The organism is Rhodococcus sp. O3 (assembly GCF_048897285.1).
Classification (GTDB): Bacteria; Actinomycetota; Actinomycetes; order Mycobacteriales; family Mycobacteriaceae; genus Rhodococcus.
In genome coordinates this window covers 1-22,599 of sequence record NZ_JBMBTE010000044.1, presented here as the reverse complement: position 1 = coordinate 22,599, position 22,599 = coordinate 1, and the positions used below count along the sequence as shown (strand labels likewise).

Here is a 22,599-nt window from a genome sequence, read left to right as displayed (position 1 = left end):
GACCGTGCTCCGTGGACCTGGTTGTCCACAGGCGGGTGATTCATCCACAGATTTCTTCGAATTCGGTTTCCCGGGTTCTGCGTCGCCTTCTGTTTCCGCACAGTGGAGACCACGTAGGGGAGGAGCAGGGATGGGACGCAATCAGCAGTTGGGGGCGCGCGGGGAGGACCTGGCCGCCGAATTTCTCGAATCCGTCGGAATGGTTGTGCTCGAACGCAATTGGCGTTGCCGCTACGGTGAACTCGATCTCGTCGCCCGGGACGGGGCGGTGCTCGTGTTCGTCGAGGTCAAGACGCGCACGGGTCTCGGCTACGGCAGTCCCGCCGAGGCGGTGACCCCGGAGAAGGCCGACCGGATCCGGCGCCTCGCCGGCCTGTGGCTGGCCGAGCAGGAAACGCGGTGGCGCCGCATCCGCGTCGACGTCGTCACCGTCCTGGTCGACGACCCGGACGCCCCGAAGATAACGCACCTGAAGCAGGTGCTGTGATGGCGCTGGGACGAGCATTCTCGGTCGCCGTCACCGGTGTCGACGGCCAGGTCGTGGAGATCGAAGCCGACATCGGCCGGGGGCTGCCCGGCGTGAAGATGGTCGGACTGCCGGATGCGGCACTGCAGGAATCGCGCGACCGCGTGCGTGCGGCAGTGACGAATTCCGGTGGGGAGTGGCCGGATTCGAAGGTGGTGCTGGCACTGTCGCCGGCGACGCTACCGAAGGTTGGCAGCGTGTACGACCTCGCTCTCGCCTGTGCCGTGCTCAATGCGGCGAAAGCGCTTCCGCTGGAAGTACTGACGAAGACGATCCTGATCGGGGAACTCGCGCTCGACGGACGGATCCGTCCGGTCCGCGGGGTGCTGCCCGCGGTCCTGGCAGCTGCCCGCGGGGGATGGGCGCGCATCGTCGTGCCCACGGCGACGATGGCCGAGGCCGGTCTGGTGAACGGTATCGACGTGTTCGGCGCCGACACTCTCACCGAGGTGGTGTTGTGGCTGCGTGGGGACGGGCCGCTGCATCGTCCCGACGCGAACCCGGTCCCGGAGCGTCCGGTGCGGGCGGATCTGAGCGAGGTGGTCGGGCAGCTCGAGGCGCGGCGCGCCATCGAGGTCGCCGCCGCGGGAGCGCATCACCTCATGCTCACCGGGCCACCCGGGATCGGGAAAACAATGCTGGCCCAGCGCCTTCCGGGTATCCTGCCGATCCTGTCCGAGGAGCACGCACTCGAGGTCACCGCGATTCACTCGGTCGCCGGCACGCTCAGTCCGGATCGGCCCCTGGTGCTGGACCCACCGTTCATCGCTCCGCACCACACCGCATCGGTCAGTTCCCTCATCGGTGGCGGCACCGGCATGGCGAAGCCCGGCGCGGTGAGCCGGGCGCACCGCGGTGTGTTGTTTCTCGACGAGGTCGCCGAGATGGGACTCAAGACGCTCGAAGCGCTCCGCACCCCGCTCGAAGACGGGGAGGTGCGGATCGCGCGGCGCGACGGAGTCGCCCGCTATCCGGCGAGATTCCAGCTGATCCTCGCCGCGAACCCGTGCCCGTGCGCACCGCCGCGCGATGCCGATTGCGTGTGCGCCCCGACCGCGCGTCGCCGCTATCTGGGCAAGTTGTCCGGGCCGCTGCTCGATCGCGTCGATCTGCGGGTGCGGATGGAATCCGTGGCGACGAGCGCACTGATGGGTGATACGGGAGAGAGCACCGAGGACGTCCGCACCCGCGTCGCGCGGGCGCGCGCGGCCGCCGCCGAGAGATGGTCGGAGTTCGGCTGGTCCACCAACGCCGAGGTTCCCGGACCCGCGCTGCGACAGAAATTCCGCTTGTCACCGGCGGCGCTCAAACCCGTGGAATGGGCACTGCGAAAGGGTGCGATCACCGCACGCGGGGCGGACCGGGCGATCAGAGTTGCCTGGACCGTCGGAGATCTCGCCGGACTCGACAGACCGGGGGAGACGGAAGTCGCGGCGGCACTCGACTTCCGGGACAGGGGCGTCGCATGAGCGCCCCGGACCCGCGCCGGCTCGCGTGGGCCTATCTGTCGACGGTGGCGCAGGGAGCGTCGCGGCGGCTCACGGATGCGATCGCGGAGCACGGACCCGAAGCGATCGCCGACGCAGTACGCGACGGCACGCGCGGGGCGGGGATCTCCCGGCGAACCCGGGCGCGGGCGCACTTGGACACCGCCGGCGCGGATCTCGAGATGGTGGCCCGGCTCGGGGGGCGGCTCGTCACGCCGGACGACGCGGAATGGCCTGCGTGGCAATTCTTGTCGTTCGACGCCCTGACCGGTGGCGCCGACTCCGACGCCGGCCCGTTGGCGTTGTGGGTGCTGGGTAACCGTCCGCTCGACGAACTGTTCGAGCGCGCGGTTGCGGTCGTCGGTACGCGCGCGGCGAGCGGCTACGGAGAACATGTCACGGCCGAGATCGCCGGTGATCTCGCCGTCGACGGCTGGACTGTGGTGTCGGGTGCGGCGTTCGGTGTCGATGCAGCGGCGCACCGCGCGGCGCTCGGAGTCGGTGGCACGACCGTCGCGGTGCTCGCGTGTGGCGTGGACCGGGCGTATCCGTCCGCGCACACGGTGATGCTGCGCAGGATCGCCGAGCAGGGGGCGGTGGTCAGCGAGTATCCGCCCGGCACCACACCTGCCCGATACCGGTTCCTGGCGCGCAACCGGTTGGTCGCGGGGGCGAGCAGCGCGGTCGTGGTCGTCGAAGCCGGTTGGCGCAGCGGAGCCCGGAACACCGCGTCGTGGGCGCGGCGGCTCGGGCGTCCGGTGCTGGCGGTGCCGGGCCCGGTCACGTCGGCGGCCTCGCAGGGCTGCCATCGGATGATCCGGGAAGGGGAGGCGACGCTGGTGGGGAACGCCCGCGAGGTGGTCGAGGCGGCCGGTCCGATCGGTGTCGCCGACGACGGGGACGCGTCGTGGCACCGTGCGCTGGACGGTCTTTCCGGGGACATGGAACTGGTGTACGAGGCGTTTCCCGCGGTCGGGCCGTGCACGGTCGCGGAACTGTCCGAGTCGGCCGGTCTGGACGTCGACCGGGTGCGTGCGGCGTTGCCGATGCTCGAGATGGCCGGGCTGGTCTCGCGCGACGACACGGGCTGGTCGCGTCGCGGCACGACCCAGGACGAGCCGGTCGGCATGTAGGGTCGACCGAGTTAGGTAACCCTGATTATTGGAGGTGGCAGGTGGCCCGAAAGGCACCGAAATCGACGGAACTGACCGTGGTGCGGACCGAACGACTGTCCGACCATCTGACCCGGGTGTACTTCGGCGGTCCGGGATTCGCGCAGTTCGAACCGAGCGTCTTCACCGACTCCTACGTGAAGATCGAACTCGAGTCCGCGGACGGTCCCGTCGTGCGCACCTACACGGTGCGATCCGTCGACACCGAGCGTCGCGAGATCGCGATCGACTTCGTCGTGCACGGAGATCAGGGCGTCGCCGGACCCTGGGCGGTGTCGGCGCAACCTGGTGACACCGTCGTCGTCCGGGGGCCGGGCGGCGCCTACCGTCCCGACCCGGACGCCGACTGGCACCTGCTCGCCGGCGACGAAACCGCGATCCCCGCGATCGCGGCCGCGCTCGAATCCCTCGCGCCCGACGCGACCGGCCGGGTGTTCATCGAAGTCGCCGGTGCCGACGACGAGATCCGGTTGACCGCTCCGACCGGTGTCGCGATCACCTGGCTGCACCGCGGAACCGACGCGGGATCCGTCGGCGAGGACCGTGCGGGAGCGAACGCGCCGCTGGTCGCCGCGGTGACCGGTGCGCAGTGGCTGCCCGGTGAGGTGCACGCATTCGTGCACGGCGAGGCCGAGACCGTGATGCACCATCTGCGCCCGTACATCCGCAAGGAACGCGGCGTCCCCGCGGCCCGCGCGTCGATCTCCGGCTACTGGAAGCGCGGCCGGACCGAGGAGACGTTCCGCGAATGGAAGCGTGAACTGGCTGCGAGCGAAGCAGTCTGAGGTTTCAATCCTCGACGGTGCGGTCGTGGGGCTCGCGTGTCAGCGTCAGCAGCGCGGTGAGCGCGAGCCCCCCGCACACCACGATCGCCAGGGCCATCGGCACCGCGGTGTCCTCGCCGCCCAACCCCACCAGCGGGGACACGACGGCCGCGAGGCCGAACTGCCATGCGCCCATGAGCGCCGAACCGGTGCCGGCGGCCGAGGGAACCTGGCCCTGCCCCAGCGCTGTCGCGTTGCCCAGGACGAAACCGAGGCTCGCGATACACACCCACAGCAGCGGCAGGATCACCCAGCGTTCGGTACCCGCGAACATCGCGGCGATCAGCAGCGCGATCCCGGCTGCGAAGTGCATGGTCACGCCGAACCGCAACAGTGTGCGGACCTCGATGCGCCCGATCAGCCGCGTGTTGACGACGTTGGCGCCGACCAGTCCGATCGAGTTGGCCGCGAAGACCATCGAGAACTGGCCCGGCGACAGTCCCAGGAGATCCTGGGTGACGAACGCCGACGCCGAGATGTAGGCGAACATCGCGCCGAAACCCAACGCGAACGTGGCGGCGTAGCCGACGAACCGGCGGTTGCGGACGACATAGCCGAAGTTCCGGGCGAGCGCGCTCAACCCGCCCCCGTGCCGCTTCTCCGGCGGCAGCGATTCGGGAACGAACATGAGCACACCGAGCGTCATCACCACGGCCACGGCCGCCAGCACCCAGAAGATGCCGCGCCACCCGATCGGGCCGAGCAGGGCGCCACCGATCAGCGGCGCGACGATCGGTGCCACACCACCGATGATCATCATGATGCCGAACAGTTTCGCCGCGGAGTTGCCCCTCGCGCGGTCGGCGATGACCGCACGCGCAAGCACAATGCCGATGCCACCGCTGAATCCCTGGATCAATCGGGCCCCCACCAGCACCTCGATCGTCGGAGCCGTCGCGCACAGCACGCTGCTCAGTACGAGCACCACGGTGCCGGCGAGCAACAGCCGCCGGCGTCCCCAGCTGTCCGACAGCGGTCCGACGATCAACTGTCCTGCGCCGAGCCCGGCCATGAACGTCGTCAGGGTGAGCTGAACTCCGACGGTCGTGGTGCCCAGGCTTTCCGACATGATCGGCAGGCCGGGCAGATACATATCCGTGGCGAGCGGCGCGATCGCCGACAGCAGCGCCAGTGCGAACAGCATCGGCAGAGGAATTGTTTTACTCACGAACTAACCCTAGTGGTCGATCATCCGCCGACTGCGGCCCCGTTCCACGGCGCGGGAACTTGCGCGCGCCGACTCCGCCGACCACCGTGACGTCATGACCGAGCTTCCGGCCCCGCTCGCCGTGCACCTCGAGGAATTCGCCGAACACCTCGCGTTGCAGGGCGGTCGCTCCGCACACACGGTCCGCGCGTACACCACCGACGTCCGCTCCTTGCTCGAACACCTCGAAGCCACGCATCCCGGTGCGCGGATCACCGACCTGAGCCTCGATGTGCTGCGAGCCTGGCTCGCCGCACAGGTCGCCGCCGGTGCCGCCCGCACGACCCTCGCCCGGCGCGCGTCGACCGCGCGCACATTCACGGCATGGCTCGTGCGGACGTCCCGCCTCGACCACGACCCGGCGGCGCGGCTCGTCGCTCCGCGCGCGCACCGGAGCCTGCCCGCGGTGCTGCGGACCGATCAGGCCCTCGAACTCATGGACGCCGCGGAATCCGGTGCCGTCGAACGAGACCCGGTGGCGATCCGCGACCGTCTGATCGTGGAACTGCTGTATGCGACGGGGATCCGCGTCGGGGAACTGTGCGGACTCGACGTCGACGACGTCGACGCGGAACGGAACGTCTTGCGGGTGCTCGGCAAGGGCAACAAGGAACGGGTCGTGCCCTACGGGGTTCCGGCCGCGGCCGCGATCGACGAATGGCTGCGGCACGGTCGGCCGAAGCTCGTGCGCCCGTCGTCCGGCCCGGCGTTCCTGCTGGGCAAACGTGGCGGGCGGATCGACCAGCGTCAGGTGCGCACCGTGGTGCACGACGCCGTGGCCGCGGTGCCGGGGGCCCCGGATCTGGCGCCGCACGGGCTGCGGCACAGCGCGGCAACGCATCTGCTCGAGGGGGGCGCCGATCTACGGGTCGTCCAGGAGGTGCTCGGTCATTCGAGCCTGGCGACGACGCAGCTCTACACACACGTGTCGGTTGCGCGGCTGCGGGCCGCGCACGAACAGGCGCATCCGCGCGCCTGATCCGTTCCGACGGCGTCGGACGGATTTGGGCGTCGGACGGATTTGGTAGCGTCCCCGCGTATTCGATCCGGGGGGAATCAGTGAACAGCGACGAGTCGACGCATGCTCTGCCGGCCTGGCTTCAGGGGGAGCCGTCACCGGAACCGGTAGCCACACCCGCCCGACGCGGTTTCCTGCGCTCGGGCCGGTCTCCGCACGAGGGCCAGGCTCCACAGGACGTCCGGGCTCCACAGGAGATCCAGGCACCGCCGACCGTGCAGCCGGAACCCCCGGTCGCGGCAGCGCCGGGCGCCGAAGACTCGCCGATGGTCCCGTCGATGCCGGTCGCGTCCGTTCCGTTCGGGGCACCGCTGCCGCCGCCTTCACCGCTGCCGCCGCCTTCGCCGGTGCCGCCGCCCTCGCCGGTTCCGGCGCCCTCGCCCTCGCCTGTCCCCGAAGAGCCGGTGCCGGGTCCGATCCCGGAGCCCGCGCCCTACCCGAATCCGCACATGTCCTGGCACATGCCGCCCTCGGCGCCGGCCGTCGAGCAGCCGCCGGTTGCGCAGCCGGCCGTCGAGCAGGTGCCGCAGGTCGAGCAGCCGCCGGTCCCGCAACCACCGGCCCAGCAGGTACCACCCTCTACGCCGCCGCCTGTCGAACCTCGCATGTCGGTTCCGGTGGAACCGAGAACGACTCCCGTGGAACCGCGACCAACACAGCCGGCGACGACTGTGCAGGAGGCCGTACCCACGCCGCCCGCTTCGGAGTTCGTGTTGCCCGGGCCGGATTTCCTGCCAGCGCCGGGGGCCGGCTCGGCGCCCCCAGCATCATCGGCGCCCCCAGCGCCACCGGTGCCCGATCACCAGCCGTCGAGCCTCGATCTGGAATCGGGCGTGCTCGTCAAACGCTCCCGCCGGTCTCCGTCGGGTGGCTGGCGGCGCAGTGTGCACCGGCTGACCGGAGGCATCCTCAACCCCGGCGAGTCCACCGGCGAATCGCACCGGCAGGAGATGATCGACCGGATCCGCCAGCCCATCGGCGGCGACTACCGCATCGCGGTGCTCTCGCTCAAAGGCGGTGTCGGAAAGACGACGACGACCGTCGGGCTGGGATCGACGTTCGCCTCGCTCCGCGGGGACTGTGTGATCGCCGTCGACGCCAATCCCGATTTCGGGACGCTGGCCCAGCGGTTGCCGCAGCAGACGCGTTCGACCGTCCGGGATCTGCTCGCGGCCGCGCCGAACATCGAGCGCTATTCGGATGTGCGGGCGCACACGTCGCAGGCAGCGAGCCGGCTCGAGGTGCTGGCCGGTGAACGCGACCCGGCCGTGTCGGAGGCGTTCAGCGAGTCGGACTATCGGCAGGTCGTCGAAATCCTGCAGGTCTACTACAACATCATCCTCACGGACTGCGGCACCGGCATCATGCACTCGGCGATGCGCGGGGTGCTCGACCTGGCGAACGCGCTGGTGCTGGTCAGCTCACCCGCGATCGACGGTGCCCGTAGCGCCGCGGCGACACTCGACTGGCTCGAACACCACGGGTTCGAGGAACTCGTCGCCCGCACCGTCGTCGTGATCAGCGCGGCGCGGCCGGGCGCGTCGAACATCGACATGGACGCACTGACCGCGCATTTCCTTGCGCGCTGCCGGGCGGTGCAGGTGGTGCCGTTCGACGAGCACCTCGCCGAGGGCGCGGAACTCGATCTCGAGCTGCTGCGTCCGGCGACGCGGCGGGCGTTCGTGGAACTCGCGGCGATGGTCGCCGACGATTTTCCGCCCGTGTCGGGCCGTCACGCCGTGCGGTGGTGAGCGGGTGTCACACCGGTTCGAGCCGGATGACGGTGGGCCGGACCAGCGGTAACGGATCGAGGTAGTCGTCGCGGTCGCGGCGCAGACCCCAGTGCAGGCATGCCGAGACGGGGCAGCCTTCGTGCCCGGGCTCGAGGGTGCCGATCGGTTCGCCGCGTGCGATTCGCCGGCCGGGCGTCACGCTCGCAGTGACCGGTTCGTAGGTGGTACGCAGACCGCCCTCGTGGTCGACCGACACCACGGGCTTTCCGCCGACGGCCCCGGCGAACACCACCGTGCCGGCCGCGGCGGACCGGACCACCTGCCCGATCGACCCCGACAGGTCGACGCCGCGATGTCCCAGAAGCCAGTCGTGTTCGGGCGGATCGAACGGCCGGGTCACCGAGGGCCGCGGCTGCAGCGGCCAGTCGTAGTCCGGCGACGCACCGTGCGCGGCCGGGGTGTATCCCGGTGCTGCCGTGAACCAGAGGACGGACGAGACGGCGATCGCCGTGACGATTCTCATCCGTCGACAGTGATACGCCGGGGGAGACCGCAACAGACCGCTTCCCGCGATTGTGGACAACTCGGGCTCGGTCCACAGCCACACCGCACGGCGCTCACCGGCCGGTTTACGGTGCGGCGGGCAGAAGCCGTACACTTGTCGGGCGGTCTGCGTACGCAGATCGACTTCGCGCGTCCGCGCGCCGATCGTGCTGCAAGTTGTCGGGCACATCGGACATGGCCATCGGCTGGTCCCGCAAGGGTTCGGTGGGCATGCGGACGCCAGGGCGGGCAGCGTGCCCGCAGCAACCGAAACGAAAGGCAGAACACAGCTATGGCTGTCGTTACCATGAAGCAGCTGCTCGACAGCGGCGCACACTTCGGCCACCAGACCCGTCGCTGGAACCCGAAGATGAAGCGGTTCATCTTCACCGACCGCAACGGCATCTACATCATCGACCTGCAGCAGACGCTGACCTACATCGACAAGGCCTACGAGTTCGTCAAGGAGACCGTCGCCCACGGCGGCACGGTCCTGTTCGTCGGCACCAAGAAGCAGGCCCAGGAGTCCATCGCGGAAGAGGCGACCCGTGTCGGGATGCCCTACGTGAACCAGCGCTGGCTCGGCGGCATGCTCACCAACTTCTCCACCGTCCACAAGCGCCTGCAGCGCCTGAAGGAGCTGGAGTCGATGGAGCAGACCGGTGGCTTCGAGGGTCGCACCAAGAAGGAAATCCTCATGCTCACGCGTGAGAAGACCAAGCTGGAGCGCACGCTCGGCGGCATCCGGGACATGGCCAAGGTTCCGTCGGCCATCTGGGTCGTCGACACCAACAAGGAGCACATCGCCGTCGGTGAGGCTCGCAAGCTGAACATCCCGGTCATCGCGATCCTCGACACCAACTGCGACCCGGACCTCGTCGACTACCCGATCCCGGGCAACGACGACGCGATCCGTTCCGCGGCGCTGCTGACCAAGGTTGTCGCGTCCGCCGTCGCCGAGGGCGTGCAGGCCCGTGCCGGCCAGAGCGCCGACAAGGATGCCAAGCCCGAGGCCGGCGCCGGTGAGCCGCTCGCCGAGTGGGAGCAGGAGCTGCTCGCGCAGGCCACCCCGGCCGCCGAGACCGAGGCACCCGCCGCGGACGCAGCCCCCGAGGCCTGATCCGTTGCACGGCCCCGACCGCTCGATCGCGAGCTTCTGGTCGGGGCCGTTGCACTGCGGGCCGCCCCGCGCCGGCGTCGCCCGCACCCGATGAACTTTTCCTTCACACACAGGAGGCTCGCTTCCCATGGCGAACTACACCGCCGCCGACGTCAAGCGTCTCCGTGAGCTCACCGGCTCCGGAATGCTGGACTGCAAGAACGCTCTCGCCGACAACGACGGCGACTTCGACAAGGCCGTCGAGCAGCTGCGCATCAAGGGTGCCAAGGACGTGGGCAAGCGCGCCGAGCGCTCCACGGCCGAGGGCCTGGTCGTCGCCAAGGACGGCGTTCTGATCGAGCTCAACTCGGAGACCGACTTCGTCGCGAAGAACGACGAGTTCCAGGGTCTCGCGGACAAGATCGTCACCGCGGCCGCCGAGGCCCGCCCGGCGGACCTCGAGACCCTCAAGGCCCTCGAGGTCGACGGCAAGACCGTCGCCACGCTGGTCGAGGAGCTTTCGGCCAAGATCGGCGAGAAGCTCGAGCTGCGTCGCGTCGCCGTCCTCGACGGCCCGGTCGCCGTCTACCTGCACAAGCGCGCTACCGACCTGCCGCCGGCCGTCGGCGTTCTCGTCGCGTACTCGGGCGAGGGCGATGCTGCTGCCGAGGCTGCACGCGCCGCTGCGATGCAGGTCGCGGCCCTCAAGGCGAAGTACACGACTCGTGACGAGGTTCCCGAGGAGATCGTCGCCAACGAGCGTCGCATCGCCGAGGAGACCGCCAAGGCCGAGGGCAAGCCGGAGGCTGCTCTGCCGAAGATCGTCGAAGGCCGCGTCAACGGCTTCTTCAAGGACGTCGTGCTCCTCGAGCAGCCGTCCGTGACGGACTCGAAGAAGACCGTCAAGGCGATCCTCGACGAGGCCGGCGCCACGGTGTCCAGCTTCGTTCGCTTCGAGGTCGGCGCCAGCTAGACCCACCTGCTCCTCGACCCCGCCGGCCTCGTGCCGCGCGGGGTCGAGGCGCGTCACGGCCCGGCACGACACGGTCGTGACCCTCACGCCCCGGTCTCGGCCCCACGGTGGTGATGAGGCAGGATGAAAGGGCCGATCCTGCGCGATCCGCGATCCGTCTCAACCAGAGGAGAGCCATGTCCGACCACGCCCACGAACGGCCCGGTTTCCGCCGGGTGCTCCTCAAGCTCGGTGGCGAGATGTTCGGCGGCGGGAAGGTCGGCCTCGATCCCGACGTCGTGACGACGGTCGCGCAGCAGATCGCCGAGGTCGTCCGCAGCGGCGTCGAGGTCGCGGTCGTGATCGGTGGCGGCAACTTCTTCCGCGGTGCGGAACTGCAGCAGCGCGGGCTCGAGCGCGCCCGCTCCGACTACATGGGCATGCTCGGCACGGTCATGAATTCCCTTGCGCTCCAAGACTTCCTGGAGAAGGAAGGCATCGACACCCGAGTTCAGACGGCAATCACCATGGGGCAGGTCGCGGAGCCGTACCTGCCGCTGCGTGCCCGCCGCCACCTCGAGAAGGGCCGCGTCGTGATCTTCGGCGCCGGCATGGGCATGCCCTACTTCTCCACCGACACCACCGCAGCGCAGCGCGCCCTCGAGATCGGCGCCGAGGTCGTGCTCATGGCCAAGGCAGTCGACGGTGTCTACTCCGCCGACCCGCGGGTCGACACCGACGCGACGCTGTTCACCGAGATCACCCACCGCGAGGTCATCGAGAAGGGCCTCAAAGTCGCCGACGCGACCGCGTTCAGCCTGTGCATGGACAACGCCATGCCGATCATGGTCTTCAACCTGCTGACCAAGGGCAATATTGCCCGGGCCGTCGCCGGTGAGAAGATCGGAACACTCGTACGGTCATGATTGGACAACGGAACATGGAGGAACTGCCGTGATCGATGAAGCCCTCTTCGAGGCCGAGGAGAAGATGGAGAAGGCCGTCACGGTGGCCAAGGACGACCTCGGTGGCATCCGTACCGGCCGGGCCAACCCCGGCATGTTCAACCGCATCGTCGTCGACTACTACGGTGCGCCGACGCCGATCACCCAGATCGCCAGCATCAACGTGCCCGAGGCGCGCATGGTGATCGTCAAGCCCTACGAGGCATCGCAGCTGGGCGCGATCGAGACAGCGATCCGCAACTCGGACCTCGGCGTCAACCCCACCAACGACGGCAACATCATCCGCATCTCGGTTCCGCAGCTGACCGAGGAACGCCGCCGCGAACTGGTCAAGCAGGCCAAGGCCAAGGGTGAGGACGCGAAGGTCTCGGTGCGCAACGTCCGCCGCAAGGCCATGGACGAGCTGAACCGCATCCAGAAGGACGGCGAAGCCGGCGAGGACGAGGTGAACCGCGCGGAGAAGGACCTCGACAAGACCACCGCCAAGTACGTGGCGCAGATCGACGAGCTGGTCAAGCACAAGGAAGCCGAATTGATGGAGGTCTGACAGTGGGTCGAGCCGACGGGCCGTCCGGCCCTCAGCTTCCACTCGATTCCGGTGACGACAACGGAATCACACCCGCTGCTCCGGCCGCGGAACAAGCGGCCGCACCGCAGAAGGCATCCAAGGCCGGCCGGAACCTGCCGGCCGCGATCGGCGTGGGCGCCGCTCTCGGCGCCCTCGTCATCGGCATTCTGCTGTTCGCCCCGACCGCGTGGCTCGCGGTCGTCGCGTGCGCGATCGGGATCGCCACGTGGGAGGTCACCAAGCGACTGCGCGAAGCCGACGTCCGCGTCCCGCCGATCCCGCTGCTGGTCGGCGGGCAGGCGATGATCTGGTTCGGCTGGCCCTACGGCCCCACGGGCGTGCTGGCCGCGTTCGCCGGCACCGTCGTGGTCTCCATGCTCTGGCGGCTGTTCCAGCGGGGCCTCCGCGCGCAGCCGCAGAACTATCTGCGCGACACCGCGGTCACCGTCTTCACGGCCGCGTGGCTGCCCCTGCTCGCGTCGTTCGCGACGCTGATGGTGCTCCAGGACCACGGCGCGCAACGCGTGTTCTGCCTCATGATCGTGTGCGTGTCCTCCGACATCGGTGGCTACGCCGCCGGCGTGCTGTTCGGCAAGCACCCGATGGCACCGGCGATCAGCCCGAAGAAGTCCTGGGAGGGCTTCGCCGGCTCGCTGATCGCGTGCGTCGTCGCGGGTGTGCTCACCGTGACGTTGATGCTCGACGCCGCGTGGTGGGTCGGGGTCCTGCTCGGGCTGCTGCTGGTGCTGTGCGCGACCGCCGGCGACCTCATCGAGTCGCAGGTCAAACGCGATCTCGGCATCAAGGACATGGGTACCCTCCTGCCCGGCCACGGCGGAATCATGGACCGGTTGGACTCGATCCTGCCGTCCGCCTTCGTCACCTGGCTGGTCCTCGCGGCATTCGTGTAGTGACCGTGCAACGGGCCGGCCGCGCGGTGACGGAGAACGGGGTGATCGCCAGCCCCAACATTTGGCACTGGCCCGCGGTCTACGAGGAGGAGAACCGCGCCCAGGACACCCGCGGCGCCGTGTACGCGGCGCTGCGGGAAGCCGTCGACTGGGCCGGAGCCGACGTCGTCGACGTCGGGTGCGGCAGCGGATTCCACCTGCCGATGTTCGCGCACGAGGCGCGCACGGTCACCGGTGTCGAACCGCATCCGCCGCTCGTCGACCTCGCCCGCCGGCGCACCGTCGCCGACGAGACGATCACCGTGCTGCACGGCGACGCGGAGCGACTGCCGCTTCCGGACAACAGCGTCGACCTCGTGCACGCACGCACCGCGTACTTCTTCGGGCCCGGCTGCGGAGCGGGCATCACCGAGGCCCTGCGTGTGCTCCGTCCCGGTGGGGCCCTGGCCGTCGTGGACCTCGATGCGACCGCCCACCCCTACGGCCGGTGGATGCGCGAGGACCTGCCGCACTACGATCCGCCCGCGGTCGAGGCATTCTTCGCGGCTCAGGGCTTCGACCTGCGACGCATCGACACCGAGTGGGCATTTCCCGACCGGGCGAGCCTCGAGCGCGTCCTCGGAATCGAATTCTCGCCGCGCATTGCGGCGCGGGCCACCCGCGAAACACCGGGCACCGGCCTGACCGTCCGCTACCGGCTGCACATCCGCCGCAAACCACGGGGCCTGGAGCTGTGACGGCGCGAGGCGACCGGCCGACCTACCCGGAGATCGGGGCAACCGCGGGAGCTCTCCCGGACGGTTACCACCACGCCGTGCGTTCCCGCGTCATCGGTTCGGGGGAACAGACATTCCACCGGGCAGCCGACCGGCTGCTCGGATGGCAGCTGCAGCGTCGCGCCGGTGCGGGGTTCCGCGCGGACTCGGCCACCGCGGTGCCCGGCGCGCGGGTGAGCGTGCGGGTCGGATGGGGTCCGGTCGGCATCACCGCACCGTGCGAGGTCGTGTACGTCGTCGACGAACCGCGTCGCCGAGGTTTCGCCTACGGCACCCTTCCCGGCCATCCGGTCCGGGGCGAGGAGTACTTCGGGGTCGAGTGGCGAGCCGACGACACCGTCCTCCTGACGATCAAGGCGTTCTCCCGGCCGGCGACGTGGTGGGCGCGGGCGGGCGCTCCGGTCGCCCGGCTGGCTCAGCGGCGCATCACCGACCGTTACCTCCGTTCCCTCGACGATAGTTCTTGATGCCGAAGGCGCGCGCTAGCTTCGTGATCTTCTTCGCCTTCGCCAGCCTCGGCAGATCGCTGCCGTCCTGGACCCGGCTGCCGTCCTCGCCGAGCCGGTCGATCACCTCGTGCGCCCAGGTCACGTCGTCCGGGCTCGGACTCAGCGCCGCATTCGCGTAGGCGGCCCGCTCCGGTGTCATGCACAGCTTCCCGGTCATCCCCATCGACCGGGTCAGCTCCGCCTCCTGCGTGAGCGTGGCGGGGTCGTCGGTGAGGGACGGGCCGTCGATCGGTCCTGCCAGGCGCGCGGCCCGGCTCGCGATCACCAGCCGCGACCGCGGATACGTGAGGGCGAGCGGCGAGTCACCGACACCGGTGTCGCGGCGGTAGTCGCCGCTGCCGAACACGAGCCGGAACGTTCCGTCGGCCCGCGCGATCTCCGGTGCCGCCTCGAGACCCATCGCGGACTCGATCAGCACGAGGATCCGGGTGTTCTCCGGTAGTCGGTCGGCGGTCGCGTCGACCTGCTGACCGCTCTCGGTCTTCGCGAGCATCACGCCTTCCAGGCCGGGAAGCTCGCCGACCGCGTCCAGGTCCTCGGCCCAGTAGGCGGTGGTGGCGTCGTTGATCCGCACCCAGGCTTCACCGCCGCCGCGGAACCAGTCGACGACTCCGGCGCGTGCGCCGGGTTTGTCGGCGGCCGGCACGGCGTCCTCGAGGTCGAGCACGACCGCATCGGCGGGGGAGGTCGCGGCCGGGTCGAAACGGTCCGGTGCGTTCCCGGGCACGAGCAGCCATGACCGGGCGAGTTCGGGTCGGATCCGGGTGGACATTCTTAGATGGTCTCGCGGTTTCGTGCGCCAGTCTCGCGGTTTCGGTCACCGGGCACGAGCGCCGTTACCGATCGCACACCGGGGCACCGCCCGCATCATGGGATAATCGGTGATTATGGCTTCTTCCCTGCCCCTGGTTTTCGACGCACCCAAGCGCGGCATGCCCCCACGTCACCTCGCCGACCTCGACTCCGAGCAGCGGCGTGAGGCGGTGCGCGAACTCGGGCTGCCCGCGTTCCGCGCCGACCAGCTCGCCCGCCAGTACTACGGGCGGCTCGAGGCGGATCCGGAGAAGATGACCGACCTGCCCGCCGCGATGCGGGAGAAGGTCGGCGAGGCGTTGTTCCCGCCGTTGCTGACCGCCGTCAAGCACATCGCGTGCGACGGCGGCGAAACGCGCAAGACGCTGTGGCGGGCCGGCGACGGCACGCTGCTCGAGAGCGTGCTCATGCGATACCCGGACCGGGCGACCCTGTGCATCTCCAGCCAGGCCGGGTGCGGCATGGCCTGCCCGTTCTGCGCGACCGGGCAGGGCGGCCTGAACCGCAACCTGTCCACGGCGGAGATCGTCGATCAGGTCCGGGCCGCAGCGGCAGCCCTGCGCGACGGCGACGTCGCCGGGGGACCGGGCCGGCTGTCGAACGTCGTGTTCATGGGGATGGGGGAGCCGCTCGCGAACTACAAGCGGGTCGTCGCCGCTGTTCGCCGCATCACGTCCCCGGCGCCGGAGGGACTCGGGCTGTCGCAGCGGTCGGTGACCGTGTCGACGGTCGGCCTGGCCCCGGCGATCCGCCGACTCGCCGACGAGGGCCTGCACGTCACGCTCGCCGTCTCGCTGCACACCCCCGACGACGAACTGCGCGACACGCTCGTGCCGGTCAACAACCGCTGGTCGGTCTCCGAGGTGCTCGACGCTGCGCGGTACTACGCGGACAAGACCGGTCGCCGGGTGTCGATCGAGTACGCGCTGATCCGGGACGTCAACGACCAGCCGTGGCGCGCCGACATGCTCGGCAAGAAACTGCACAAGGCGCTCGGCCCGCTCGTGCACGTGAACCTGATCCCGCTCAACCCGACTCCGGGCAGCAAGTGGGATGCCAGCCCCAAGGACGTCGAGCGCGAGTTCGTGCGGCGCGTGCAGGCGCAGGGCGTCTCGTGCACCGTGCGTGACACCCGCGGCCAGGAGATCGCGGCGGCCTGCGGTCAGCTCGCCGCGGAGGGCTGACTCGGTCCGGCCGGCTCAGTCCGACTGTGCGGTGAGCAGGTCGGCGAGGTTGTCCAGGTTCGCGCGCACCATGCGCGAATACGCCGTGTTGACGAGGGGATCTGCGAGCTTCCCGAAGACTCCGCCGAGTCCGCTTTCGGACTCGGTGCGATAGGTGAATCGGGTGCCGCCGTCGGTTTCCTCAAGCTTCGATGTCGTGGTGAAGTTCAGCTTGCCGCCCACGGATTTCGTGACGACCAGCTTGTGCGGTTCGAACTCGGTGAACTCGTTCTCCCAGTCGAATCGCTTGCCCAGGATGCGGTTGACCCCGCGCCAGCGGGTACCCACACCGACCTCACCGTCGGTGATCTGTTCGCATTCGAGGTTCGACGAGTCCCAGGACGGCCAATTGTGCGGATCGAGGACGAAGTTCCACACTTCCGAGACGGGGCGGGCGATGACGACGGATTCTTCGGTAGTCGGCATAATGATCACTTCCCGAGTGATGACAGATGACTCGCGCAAATCCTACGCCGTTGTCCGGCAGTTGTCCCCGATGATCAGCTGTCGAAAGTGCAACGGCACGAAGAAAATTGGATGATTCAAGTCGTCGTTTTCGGGAGTATTGCCGGAAACATGCTGATCTGTTGGCGCAGTTGTCGTTATCGGATCATCCACTCGAAAGTTGTTTCATTCCGGCAATATGCGGATTCGAGACGTCACCCGAATCTCCAAGATTCGGGCGACGCTGCCTACTCCTCTCGGAAATGCTGTGCAGCGCGGTGCAATTCGGCTCCGACGGCGGCGAGGTTCGGTTGCGACCGGCTACCGGCGCGGTACGCGATACGGGTCCGCCGACCGATCGGCAGGGCAGTGAGTACCACGCCCTCGGGCACGTCGGTCACGGCGAGTTGCGGAACGAGCGCGACTCCGGCGCCGGCCGCAACCAGCTGCAGCACACCGGCGAAGTCGTCGATGCGATGGGCCACCTGCGGTTCGAAACCGTGGTTCAGGCAGCTGCGCACAGCCATGGTGTGGCAGAGCGTACCGGGGTTGCCGACGATCCAGCGGCTCGTGGCGTGACTGCCGATGACGGCGTCGGCGGGCACGTCCGGAGCGGCCCGCGACGCCAGGTACACGGCTTCGTCGAGCAGCGGTTCGAGTTCGATCCCCGCGCCCATCGTGGACGGCACGTTGTCGTATTCGTGGACGAGCGCGATGTCGAGGTGATCCCCGCGGAGCAGATCCGGCACATCGGCGGGATCGACCTCGGTGATCGTCGGTTCCAGTCCCGGCTCGGTGCGTCGCAGTTCGATCAGGGCGGGGAGCACGATCGTCCGCAGCGCGGTCGGGAACGCGCCGAGGCGAACCGATCCGGTCAGTCCGGTCTCGCTCGCCGCGAGTGCGGCCGACGCCCGTTCCAGGTCGGCCAGGATCACCTCGGCGTGCTCGACGAGAACCGTTCCCGCCGCGGTCAAGCGCACGCGACGACCGGTGCGGATCAGCAGCGGTCGGCCGGCTTCGCGTTCGAGGGCGGACAGTTGCTGCGACACCGCCGATGGGGTGTAGGACAGTGCTTCCGCGACCGCCGCGATGGTGCCGCGGTGGGCGAGTTCGCGCAGCAGACGGAGTTTGCGGATATCGAGCATCAGTTCAGCTTACGTATTGCATCACGAAGAGTAACTGGACCTACAGTCTTTGTGGGCCGAGGCTGGGCACATGACCTACCACCCCTCGGGAATCCTCGTCCCGCTCGTCACCCCGTTCACCGGCACCGGCGAGATCGCCGTCGCGGATCTGGAGCGCCTCGCACACACCGTGATCGACGACGGCGCCGCCGGTCTCGTCGCACTGGGCACCACCGCCGAGGCGGCGTCTCTGAGTCCGCAGGAACGCCGCGACGTCATACGGATCTGCGCCGCGGTGAGCCGCGAGCGGCGGGTACCGCTGCTCGTCGGCGCCGGATCGAACGACACGGCCGGCACCGTGCGCGCCCTCGACGAACTGGGGGCGCAGTCCGGTGTCCTGGGGGCACAGCCCGATGCCACAGCCGCGTTGGTGGTGGTCCCGTACTACACGCGCCCGACCGAGGCCGGTGTCGTCGCGCACTTCGAGCACGTCGCCGACCGCAGCCCGGTCCCGATCGTCCTGTACAACGTGCCGTATCGCACCGGGCAGCAACTCGGCTGGGAGTCGATCGTGCGACTGGCGGAACATCCGCGGATCGTCGGCATCAAACAGGCAGTCGGCGCGGTCGACACCGAGACCGCGCGCCTGCTCGCCGAGCGTCCGGATTCGTTCTCGGTGCTCGCCGGCGAAGACACGCTGGTCTCGCCGTTGTTCGCGATGGGGGCAGAGGGAGCGATCGCCGCGACCGCCAACGTCTGCACGGCCCAATTCGCCGACCTGTTCCGGCTGTGGAGCGACGGGCGGGTCGAGCAGGCGCGCGGCCTCGGCAACCGGCTCGTCGGTCCCGTGTCCGCGCTCATGGCCGGTCCCAACCCGACCGTCATCAAGGCGGTGCTCCATGCGCAGGGGCGGATTTCGACGCCGTACGTCCGATTGCCGCTGCTGTCGTTCGAGGACCCCGCGGCGATCGCCGCACTTGTCTCCGAGCGAATGTACCGTTCGTCTCCTTCAATCGATCGAACGATACATTCGCTCGGATAGGGAGGGGGAGTACGAGGATCGCCGATGCGATGCCGGCGCGAACGCGGCGGATCAGCGGGGCACGCCCCCGCCTTCGGTGGCGGACGGCAGATGGGGGAGCAGTTCGTCCTCGGGCTCGATCCCGAACGAGCGCAACGCCATCGCCAGCGTCGAGTAGGCGCCGACGGTGAAGACGAGATCCATCAGCTGATGTTCGTCGAGCTCCGCGGACAGGATCGCCCACGTCCGGCCGCTGATCGTGCCGTCGTCGAGCAGTTCGTCGACCGCGGCGAGCATCGACCGTTCGGCGGGAGTGAAGTGCGCTGTGTCGACACCGTCGGCGATCAGAGAGATTTCGGCGTCGGTGAGCCCGGCCTTGCGGGCCAGCAGCACGTGCTGAGCCCACTCGTAGTCCGAGCCGCGATGGTGCGCGACCCGCAGCACGAGCAGCTCACGCCACCGGGGTGAGAGGGACGTCCCACGCAACAGATGATTGTTGAAACCGAGGAACGCGGTGGCCAGGCCGGGATGACGGGCAAGGGTGCCGAGAAGATTCGAGCCGGAGGCACGTCCCTCCTCGGCCGGGGCGCTCGCGACGGACGATCGGAACGCCCGGACGTACTGTGCGAAGTCGGGATCCCAGTCCGCTGCTGCGGCAGGGGGAATGCGCGGGGTTCCGGCCGGTGTGCCTTTCCGGCGGTCTGGGCCGCCGGAAAAACACACCGGTTCGTCAGGTGTTGCGTCCACCGTTGACTCCGAACACCTGACCCGTGATGTATCCGGCCTCCTCGCCGACGAGGAACGCGCAGGCCGCAGCGACATCGGCCGGCCGGCCGATCCGCCCGACCGGCGTCCGCGCGGTCTGCACGTCCAGGTCGACGAACCCCTTCTCGACGGTTCGGCGCAGCATCGGGGTGTCGATGAACCCGGGCGGGATCGTGTTCACAGTGATGCCGTGCCGACCGAACTCGAGCGCGAGAACCTTGGTCAGACCTACCACTCCGGACTTCGCGGACACGTACCCGGCCAGACCCGGGGAGCCGCTGTGCACGCTCGACGACGAGATGTTGACGATGCGCCCCCAGCCTTCCTCGATCATGTCCGGCAGCACCACCTGGCAGCAGTCGAACGTGCCGGTCAGATTGATCGCGATCGAACGAGCCCACAGTTCAGCCGTGATGTCGAGGAACGGCGAATCCAGGGTGAGCCCGGCATTGTTGACCAGGATCGTGGGCCGGCCGAGGCGGGCGCGGACCTCGTCGACACCCGCCTCGATCGCCCCGCGGTCGGTGACGTCGACGCGCAGCCCCAGTGCCTTGCCGCCGTCGTCCTCGATGTCCGCCGCCACCGCTTCGGCCGAAGCGGCATCGAGATCGAAGATCGCGACGGTGTCGCCGCCGGCGGCGAGACGTCGTGCGATGGCTTCGCCGATGCCGGATCCGCCGCCGGTCACGATCGCTGTCCGCCCGCTCAACTGATCGCCTCCGTGCCGAGCAGCGTCGATCGGTGCATCCGCCGCGGCTTGTCCCGATCGAACGGACACGCCCGATGCACGAGTCCGGTGTTGTCCCAGATGACCATGTCTCCTTCGGACCACTCGTGGCGGTAGACCAAATCGTCTGCAGTGGCGCGTGATTCGAGATCGTCGAGAAGCTTGCGTCCTTCGTCGACGTCGAGGCCCACGATGTGCGAGGCGGTCGCACCGAACACCAGTGAACGACGCCCCGAATCGTGCTCCCACACCAGGGGAAGTTCCCGCACCGCGCGCGAGGCCCACTCCCGGATCTGTTCCGGAGTCGGATCCGGATATGTCAGACGCTGGATGGCTTCGAACGTGTGCACCACGCGCAGTGTCGCGAAGCGTTCCTTCTCCTCGTCGGTCAGCGCGTCGTAGGCCGCGTAGGTGCTCGCGAACTCGGTTTCGCCGCCTTCCGCTGCGGTGACCCGGGCGGAGAGCACCGACGCCTTGGCGGGAATCTCGTCGAGAGCACCGTCGATGTGCCAGTAGTCGTTGCTCGCGAAGTACTCCCTGTTCGGGTTGTCGGGTTCGAAGCTGATCTCCATGATCTCGGGGATCCGGTACTTCGGGAACAACGCGAGCTCGCCGAGGCGCCGGCAGAACTTCACCTGCGCGTCGTCGTCGATGTGCAACTGCCGGAACAACAGCACACTGTGCTGCTCGAGCAGGTCGAGCAGTGCACCGGGTACGGTCTCGTCGGTGAGCAGACGCTCGACGTCGACGCCGAGTACCTCCACGCCGAGGTTGTCGGCGAGTTTCTTCGTGGCAAGGGTGGGCATGGATGTCCTCACTCGTGGGACGCCGGGGAGCCGTACCCGGCGGGATCAGGCCTGCTGGGGCTCGTAGCCGAGGATCGCCTTGACTTCGAGGTAGTCGTGGAAGCCGAATTCGCCCCACTCGCGACCGGTGCCGCTCTTCTTGTATCCGCCGAACGGGGCACAGAAGTCGAACGCGTCGTTGATCGCGACGGATCCTGCCCGCAGTCGCCGCGCGACCGAGCGGGCCAGCTCGGGGTCGGCGCCGGCGACGAACGCGGACAGCCCGTACTCGGTGTCGTTGGCGATCTCGACGGCGTGGTCGATGCTGTCGTACCCGATGATCGTCAGGACGGGTCCGAAGATCTCCTCGCGGGCGATCGTCATGTCGTTCTTCACGTCTGCGAACACCGTCGGTTTGACGTAGAAGCCGACCGTGAGCCCGTCCGGCCGGCCCGGACCTCCCGCGACGAGCGTGGCACCCTCGTCGATGCCGGTGCGGATCAGATTCTGGATCTTGTCGAACTGCGCCTTCGACACGACCGGTCCGATCGCGAAGTCGCCGTTCGGATCTCCGACCGTGACCTGTTCGGCCGCCGCCCGCGCGACCTCGATCGCCTCGGCCATGCGCTCGGCGGGAACGAGCATGCGCGACGGGGCACTGCACGTCTGACCGGAGTTGAGCATCATGGCGCCCACGCCCTTGCCGACGTTCTCGGCGAAGTCGCCGTCGTCGAGGATGATGTTCGGGCCCTTGCCGCCGAGTTCCTGGGTCACGCGCGTGACGCCGGGCGCCGCGTTGATCGCGATGTCGATACCGGCCCGGGTCGATCCTGTGAAGGAGACCAGATCGACGTCGGGGTGGCCCGACAGGGCCCTTCCCACACCGGGTCCGTCGCCCTGCACGAGGTTGAATACACCCTCCGGTACGCCCGCCTCGTCGATGATCTCCGCGAAGATCTGCCCCGTGAACGGCGACTGCTCCGACGGCTTGAGGACCATCGTGCAGCCGGTCGCCAGAGCCGGGAAGACCTTCACCGCGATCTGGTTGAGCGGCCAGTTCCACGGAGTGATCAGGGCGCACACCCCGATCGGTTCCTTCACGATCCGGGTGGCCCCGCGCTGCTCCTCGAAGGAGAAGTTCTCCAGGACTTCGATCGCGGTGCTCAGGTGGCCGAGACCGAGATTCATCTGGAAACCCCCGGCGAGTGCGGTAGGGGCGCCCATTTCCTGCGTGAGCGCGGCCGCCAGATCGGGAACCCGGCGGGTGAAGACCTCGAGGATCCGCTTCAGTACGGCGATCCGGTCGTCGCGCCCGGTGGCCGACCAGGACGGGAAGGCTTGCCGCGCAGCCGCGACGGCCCTGTCGACGTCGGCGGCGGTACCGGCCGGCACCGATCCGGCGACCTG

24 protein-coding genes are annotated in these 22,599 nt (G+C 69.0%); 15 read left to right on the top strand and 9 right to left on the bottom strand.

Translation table 11 applies throughout. The features are described 5' to 3' along the window. Positions 1-130 precede the first annotated feature (130 nt). From ACN675_RS14480 to ACN675_RS14465, 4 genes are read left to right on the top strand one after another with little or no spacing between them, the layout of a single operon-like run. Entirely contained in the window at positions 131-487 is a 357-nt protein-coding gene (locus ACN675_RS14480; protein ID WP_420751502.1) for a YraN family protein, read from the top strand. Beyond that, a complete protein-coding gene (locus ACN675_RS14475; RefSeq protein ID WP_420751501.1) occupies positions 487-1,995 on the top strand; it encodes a YifB family Mg chelatase-like AAA ATPase in 1,509 nt (502 codons plus the stop codon). Before ACN675_RS14480 ends, ACN675_RS14475 begins: the two co-directional genes overlap by 1 nt. Continuing rightward, the gene (gene dprA, locus ACN675_RS14470; RefSeq protein WP_420751500.1) at positions 1,992-3,146 is read left to right on the top strand and encodes a DNA-processing protein DprA; all 1,155 of its coding nucleotides are present in this window, start codon (positions 1,992-1,994) and stop codon (positions 3,144-3,146) included. Before ACN675_RS14475 ends, dprA begins: the two co-directional genes overlap by 4 nt. Positions 3,147-3,187: 41 nt before the next feature. Continuing rightward, entirely contained in the window at positions 3,188-3,970 is a 783-nt protein-coding gene (locus tag ACN675_RS14465) for a siderophore-interacting protein (RefSeq protein ID WP_420751499.1), read from the top strand. A 4-nt stretch (positions 3,971-3,974) separates the two neighbouring features. On the opposite strand, the gene ACN675_RS14460 is transcribed toward ACN675_RS14465, so the two are convergent. Continuing rightward, positions 3,975-5,153, bottom strand: coding sequence for a multidrug effflux MFS transporter (locus ACN675_RS14460; RefSeq protein ID WP_420751520.1), 1,179 nt, complete (start codon positions 5,151-5,153; stop codon positions 3,975-3,977). A 118-nt stretch (positions 5,154-5,271) separates the two neighbouring features. Between ACN675_RS14460 and ACN675_RS14455 the strand changes: the two genes are divergently transcribed. Together ACN675_RS14455 and ACN675_RS14450 are read left to right on the top strand one after the other, a co-directional pair. Continuing rightward, complete coding sequence (locus ACN675_RS14455; RefSeq protein ID WP_420751498.1) at positions 5,272-6,195, top strand: tyrosine recombinase XerC; 924 nt, start codon at positions 5,272-5,274, stop codon at positions 6,193-6,195. A 317-nt stretch (positions 6,196-6,512) separates the two neighbouring features. Further along, positions 6,513-7,985, top strand: coding sequence for a MinD/ParA family ATP-binding protein (locus ACN675_RS14450; protein ID WP_420751519.1), 1,473 nt, complete (start codon positions 6,513-6,515; stop codon positions 7,983-7,985). Positions 7,986-7,992: 7 nt separating this feature from the next. On the opposite strand, the gene ACN675_RS14445 is transcribed toward ACN675_RS14450, so the two are convergent. Continuing rightward, on the bottom strand, positions 7,993-8,490 hold the full coding sequence (locus ACN675_RS14445; protein ID WP_420751497.1) for a M23 family metallopeptidase: 498 nt from the start codon (positions 8,488-8,490) through the stop codon (positions 7,993-7,995). Positions 8,491-8,802: 312 nt separating this feature from the next. Here ACN675_RS14445 and rpsB point away from each other — a divergent pair, with 312 nt between their 5' ends. From rpsB to ACN675_RS14410, 7 genes are all read left to right on the top strand, one after another. Continuing rightward, the gene (gene rpsB, locus ACN675_RS14440; protein WP_420751496.1) at positions 8,803-9,630 is read left to right on the top strand and encodes a 30S ribosomal protein S2; all 828 of its coding nucleotides are present in this window, start codon (positions 8,803-8,805) and stop codon (positions 9,628-9,630) included. Positions 9,631-9,757: 127 nt separating this feature from the next. Then, the gene (gene tsf / locus ACN675_RS14435; protein WP_420751495.1) at positions 9,758-10,582 is read left to right on the top strand and encodes a translation elongation factor Ts; all 825 of its coding nucleotides are present in this window, start codon (positions 9,758-9,760) and stop codon (positions 10,580-10,582) included. A 176-nt stretch (positions 10,583-10,758) separates the two neighbouring features. Further along, positions 10,759-11,487 carry a UMP kinase gene (gene pyrH / locus ACN675_RS14430; protein WP_420751494.1) on the top strand — a complete coding sequence of 243 codons (729 nt, stop codon included), beginning with the start codon at positions 10,759-10,761 and terminating at the stop codon, positions 11,485-11,487. Positions 11,488-11,515: 28 nt separating this feature from the next. Next, positions 11,516-12,073: a ribosome recycling factor gene (gene frr / locus ACN675_RS14425; protein ID WP_197252861.1), complete on the top strand. Its 558-nt coding sequence runs from the start codon at positions 11,516-11,518 to the stop codon at positions 12,071-12,073. 65 nt (positions 12,074-12,138) lie between these two features. Continuing rightward, complete coding sequence (locus ACN675_RS14420) at positions 12,139-13,005, top strand: phosphatidate cytidylyltransferase (protein WP_420751518.1); 867 nt, start codon at positions 12,139-12,141, stop codon at positions 13,003-13,005. Between the two features lie 41 nt (positions 13,006-13,046). After that, positions 13,047-13,742, top strand: coding sequence for a class I SAM-dependent methyltransferase (locus ACN675_RS14415; RefSeq protein WP_420751517.1), 696 nt, complete (start codon positions 13,047-13,049; stop codon positions 13,740-13,742). Further along, positions 13,739-14,248, top strand: a complete 510-nt coding sequence (locus ACN675_RS14410) for a DUF1990 family protein (protein WP_420751493.1) — start codon at positions 13,739-13,741, stop codon at positions 14,246-14,248. The genes ACN675_RS14415 and ACN675_RS14410 overlap by 4 nt, the downstream gene beginning before the upstream one ends. On the opposite strand, the gene ACN675_RS14405 is transcribed toward ACN675_RS14410, so the two are convergent. Continuing rightward, complete coding sequence (locus ACN675_RS14405; RefSeq protein ID WP_420751492.1) at positions 14,208-15,062, bottom strand: HpcH/HpaI aldolase/citrate lyase family protein; 855 nt, start codon at positions 15,060-15,062, stop codon at positions 14,208-14,210. The genes ACN675_RS14410 and ACN675_RS14405 overlap by 41 nt on opposite strands. Before the next feature lie 115 nt (positions 15,063-15,177). Between ACN675_RS14405 and rlmN the strand changes: the two genes are divergently transcribed. Beyond that, positions 15,178-16,287, top strand: a complete 1,110-nt coding sequence (rlmN, locus tag ACN675_RS14400) for a 23S rRNA (adenine(2503)-C(2))-methyltransferase RlmN (RefSeq protein ID WP_197250265.1) — start codon at positions 15,178-15,180, stop codon at positions 16,285-16,287. Positions 16,288-16,302: 15 nt separating this feature from the next. Here rlmN and ACN675_RS14395 read toward each other — a convergent pair whose 3' ends face one another. After that, positions 16,303-16,752, bottom strand: a complete 450-nt coding sequence (locus ACN675_RS14395) for an SRPBCC family protein (protein WP_420751491.1) — start codon at positions 16,750-16,752, stop codon at positions 16,303-16,305. 266 nt (positions 16,753-17,018) lie between these two features. Next, on the bottom strand, positions 17,019-17,915 hold the full coding sequence (locus tag ACN675_RS14390) for a LysR family transcriptional regulator (RefSeq protein WP_420751490.1): 897 nt from the start codon (positions 17,913-17,915) through the stop codon (positions 17,019-17,021). A gap of 70 nt (positions 17,916-17,985) precedes the next feature. Here ACN675_RS14390 and dapA point away from each other — a divergent pair, with 70 nt between their 5' ends. Then, positions 17,986-18,936, top strand: a complete 951-nt coding sequence (dapA, locus tag ACN675_RS14385) for a 4-hydroxy-tetrahydrodipicolinate synthase (protein ID WP_420751489.1) — start codon at positions 17,986-17,988, stop codon at positions 18,934-18,936. Between the two features lie 51 nt (positions 18,937-18,987). On the opposite strand, the gene ACN675_RS14380 is transcribed toward dapA, so the two are convergent. The 4 genes from ACN675_RS14380 to ACN675_RS14365 form a co-directional block, all read right to left on the bottom strand. Beyond that, positions 18,988-19,662: a carboxymuconolactone decarboxylase family protein gene (locus ACN675_RS14380; RefSeq protein WP_420751488.1), complete on the bottom strand. Its 675-nt coding sequence runs from the start codon at positions 19,660-19,662 to the stop codon at positions 18,988-18,990. After that, positions 19,646-20,389 (bottom strand): SDR family NAD(P)-dependent oxidoreductase, encoded by a 744-nt coding sequence (locus tag ACN675_RS14375; protein ID WP_420751487.1) that lies wholly within the window; start codon positions 20,387-20,389, stop codon positions 19,646-19,648. The genes ACN675_RS14380 and ACN675_RS14375 overlap by 17 nt, the downstream gene beginning before the upstream one ends. Beyond that, positions 20,386-21,213 carry a TauD/TfdA dioxygenase family protein gene (locus ACN675_RS14370; RefSeq protein WP_420751486.1) on the bottom strand — a complete coding sequence of 276 codons (828 nt, stop codon included), beginning with the start codon at positions 21,211-21,213 and terminating at the stop codon, positions 20,386-20,388. The genes ACN675_RS14375 and ACN675_RS14370 overlap by 4 nt, the downstream gene beginning before the upstream one ends. 45 nt (positions 21,214-21,258) lie before the next feature. Further along, the coding region (locus ACN675_RS14365) for an aldehyde dehydrogenase family protein (RefSeq protein WP_420751485.1) at positions 21,259-22,599 on the bottom strand (1,341 nt) is incomplete at its 5' end.